The organism is Haloferax sp. s1 (genome assembly GCF_058382125.1).
This window is the reverse complement of sequence record NZ_JBZRPK010000322.1, coordinates 1-3,137: the sequence shown is the minus strand read 5'-3', so window position 1 is coordinate 3,137 and position 3,137 is coordinate 1. Positions and strand designations below refer to the sequence as shown.

The following is a 3,137-nucleotide window of genomic DNA, read 5'->3' as shown; positions in this document are numbered from 1 at the left end:
CACCGCCCCGCGCGCCCCCAGGACCCCGCGGGCCCCCCCGCGGGCACGCAGCCCTGTCCGCCCCGCCGCTACCGGCGGAACCCGCACCCGGAAAAGTCGCCTATGCACTGTCGAAATACGGGATGACGTTCATCGCGCAGTCGCTCGCACAGGAACTCGCCGCCGACGACATCGGCGTGAACGCCCTTTGGCCCGTGGCGGCCATCGAATCCGAGGCGACTCGCCACTTCGGCATGGGAACGCCCGAAGACTGGCGGACGCCGCAGATTATGTGCGACGCGCTCGTCGAACTGTTCTCGCGCGACCCGACCTCGTGTACGGGGAACAGCTACTACGACGAGGAAATCCTGTCCGAGGCGGGCATCGACGACCTCTCGTCGTACGCGGTCGTCGAAGGGAGCGAACCGGGTCCGACGTCGGCCCAACTGTTCGACACCGGCTACGAACACTAACCTAATTATCGGGGCTGAGACTCAGTCCCGGAGATTTATGCTGTATGAACGCCAATTAACTGGCAATGTGTTTCCGCGTCATCACCGCTGTGGATACATTCTTGATGGCGCGATATATTTTCGAATCGGCAATTAGACTTAACTACCAATGGGGGTTCGCCTAATCCATGGAGTTCCCTCGCCTCCCGTCTCGAGATACGAGTGGTCAGAAGGTCGTCCTTCCCGACGACCTCGAAGGGGACCAGACGCTCGTACTCATCAGTTTCGACCGTCGTCAGCAGTCGCTGGTCGGGTCGTGGCGAGGGTTCGCAAAGGAGCTGTGTGAGACCTACGGTCATTTCGAGTACTACGAACTGCTGGTCCTCGGCAGTCGAAGCGGCATGATGCCCTCGCTTCCCGGTGGAGGCGGTATGTCGCCGGGTGCTGCCCGGAGTCGTCCGCACGACAACGCGCTGGTCACCCGCGTCAACAAGACCGCTCTCCAGCGTCGACTCGGTCTCCTCGGTGAAGGTAACATCTATGCACTCTTCATCGAGGATGGCACAGTTGTCCGGCAGGCTGCCGGCGTCCTCACCCCCGAGACCGCCGACGCATTGGAGGACTTGTTGCAACAGTGGCGCGAAGCCAATTCCGGTTGGACTGACGCACCGGGAACGAGTGGTGCCACCGGCGACAACGCGCTCGACAGCTAATTCTGTGCTCGAAACCCGTCCAATTGTCTACCGGCAAAAACTGGACTCGGTAGGTACTGTCGGTGCCTATTCGACGACGAGTTCGACCGGGTAGTCGGTCAGGTTCTCGTAGCCGTCTTCCGTGACGACCACGAGGTCTTCGATTCTGACGCCGCCAATATCCGGGTCGTACAGGCCCGGTTCGATGGTGATGACGTGGCCGGGTTTCAGTTCCTCACCGGCTTGGCTCAGAGACGGGAGTTCGTGCACGTCGAGGCCGACGCCGTGGCCCGTACTGTGAATGAAGCCGGTTTCGGCGGAGGGGTCGGCGCGAAGCGTGTTTTCGCCAGCGTTCTCGTACACGTCGCAGACGGCGTCGTGAACGTCTTTTCCGGTTGCTCCCGCTTCGATAGCGTCAAGAGCGGCGTGGAACGCCGCTTCGGTGAGGTCGAACCACTCGCGAATCTCCGGCGTCGGTTCTCCCTTGACGAAGGTTCGGGTCATGTCGCCGTTGTACTTCGTCTCCTTGTCGCGCGGGAAGATGTCGATAATGATGGCCTCGTCGGCGTGGAGCGGGCCGCTGCCGCGGTCGTGCGGGTCGGCTGCGTCGGCACCGCAGGCAACGATTGTCTCGTCCAGTGCACAGCCGTGGCGGAGGAGCGTAATCTCGATTTCCTCTTTGACGCGCTCGCTCGTCAGCGGTTCGCCCTCGTAGTGGAGGACTCCGTTGTCGGCCCCGTCGGCGGCGCGGATGAGGTCTTCTGCGGCCCGCATCGCGGCCTCGTTTGCTTCCTGCGCGGCGCGGATGTGGTCGACTTCCTCGCTGGTCTTCACCGCGCGGATGTTGGACAGCACGTTCTCGGTTTCCGCTTCGACCGAGAGGCCCTCCTCGCGGAGCGCGTCGCCGGTTGCGAGCGGGAAGTCCGCGGGGGTAGCGACCGCCTCGATATCGTGGTCCGCCAAGAATCCGGCAATGGCTTTCGCCTTTCCGACGACAGGGCCGTGCTCGGTGTACTTCTCTCGGTAGTTGTAGTCTGAGAGTCGGGAGACGGTGTCGGCGCGACTTTCCTTCTTCGCGCGGCCGTACTCCAGTCCCGAGACGAGAAGGTGAATTCCATCGGGCGTGTAGAGCGTCGTGTACGGGTCGGGGGCATCGAACCCAGAGAGGTACAACTGGTTGGAGTCAGTTCCGTCGGCAGAAATGAGGTAGCCGTCGAAGTCGTCGCCGAGGAACTCGTCCAGTGGTGAGAAATCGGGTTCCATAATCCGGGCTTCGCCCGGTTGGTAGTAAAGCCCTTGCGTCGCGGGCGGCGGTTTCCGGTATCGGCTCCACAGAGCGACACCTCGGGCGGGGTGACACTCCGTGGATTTGCCGCCGGGGCACGCCACGAGATGGGTGTGACGGGCGCGTATCGCCCCCCGGAATCACTCTGGGAACTCACCGCGAACCACGTCCGCAAGCGATTCGATTTGCGCCGACAGGTGACACAGCAGGTCGTCGAGTGTGACGATTCCGACGAGAGAACCATCGGAGACGACGGGGACGCGGCGAACTCCTTCGTCGTGCATCCGGTCGACGACATCGGCAACCTCGTCTTCGGGGTCGACACAGAATACGTTCGTCGAGAAGATATCGTTGGCGACGAGGTCGGACACGGCACGGTCGCCAGCGATACCGTAGACGACGAGGTCGCGGTCGGTCAACAGGCCGGAGACGACGCCCTTCCCATCGACCACGACGACGCTGCCGACACGTTCGTCACGCATCGTTCGAGCAACGTCTTCGAGTGTGGCTTCGATACCGACTGTCACCACGTCGGACTGGGCGATGCCTTTGACGAGCATACCATAGTATCGTCGTCTACAGGGAAAGGCAGGGTTGTAATTCTAACACGTCGGGAATGGGATTCGACTACTACTTCGAGAACGGGTTGCTGCGGGGCCGCTGCTAACCCATGCGGCGAGCGGAAACTGACGCTCCGAGTGGCGAGCGGAAACTGACGCTCCGAGTGGC

At 62.3% G+C, this 3,137-nt stretch carries 4 protein-coding genes; 2 read left to right on the top strand and 2 right to left on the bottom strand.

Annotated elements, in window-relative coordinates:
• Together QT222_RS03650 and QT222_RS03645 are read left to right on the top strand one after the other, a co-directional pair.
• On the top strand, positions 1-452 hold a 452-nt coding region (locus tag QT222_RS03650), incomplete at its 5' end, for a Rossmann-fold NAD(P)-binding domain-containing protein (protein ID WP_491476338.1).
• Positions 453-619: 167 nt separating this feature from the next.
• Positions 620-1,144 (top strand): hypothetical protein, encoded by a 525-nt coding sequence (locus QT222_RS03645; protein ID WP_004057131.1) that lies wholly within the window; start codon positions 620-622, stop codon positions 1,142-1,144.
• A gap of 66 nt (positions 1,145-1,210) precedes the next feature.
• Here QT222_RS03645 and QT222_RS03640 read toward each other — a convergent pair whose 3' ends face one another.
• Together QT222_RS03640 and QT222_RS03635 are read right to left on the bottom strand one after the other, a co-directional pair.
• Positions 1,211-2,386 carry a M24 family metallopeptidase gene (locus tag QT222_RS03640; RefSeq protein WP_491476337.1) on the bottom strand — a complete coding sequence of 392 codons (1,176 nt, stop codon included), beginning with the start codon at positions 2,384-2,386 and terminating at the stop codon, positions 1,211-1,213.
• 162 nt (positions 2,387-2,548) lie between these two features.
• Positions 2,549-2,968, bottom strand: a complete 420-nt coding sequence (locus QT222_RS03635) for a CBS domain-containing protein (RefSeq protein WP_004057134.1) — start codon at positions 2,966-2,968, stop codon at positions 2,549-2,551.
• Between the last annotated feature and the right edge of the window lie 169 nt (positions 2,969-3,137).

Coding starts and splice junctions, on each gene's coding strand:
- QT222_RS03645 (WP_004057131.1), top strand. CDS start 620: ATGGAGTTCCCTCGCCTCCCGTCTCGAGATACGAGTGGTCAGAAGGTC.
- QT222_RS03640 (WP_491476337.1), bottom strand. CDS start 2,386: ATGGAACCCGATTTCTCACCACTGGACGAGTTCCTCGGCGACGACTTC.
- QT222_RS03635 (WP_004057134.1), bottom strand. CDS start 2,968: ATGCTCGTCAAAGGCATCGCCCAGTCCGACGTGGTGACAGTCGGTATC.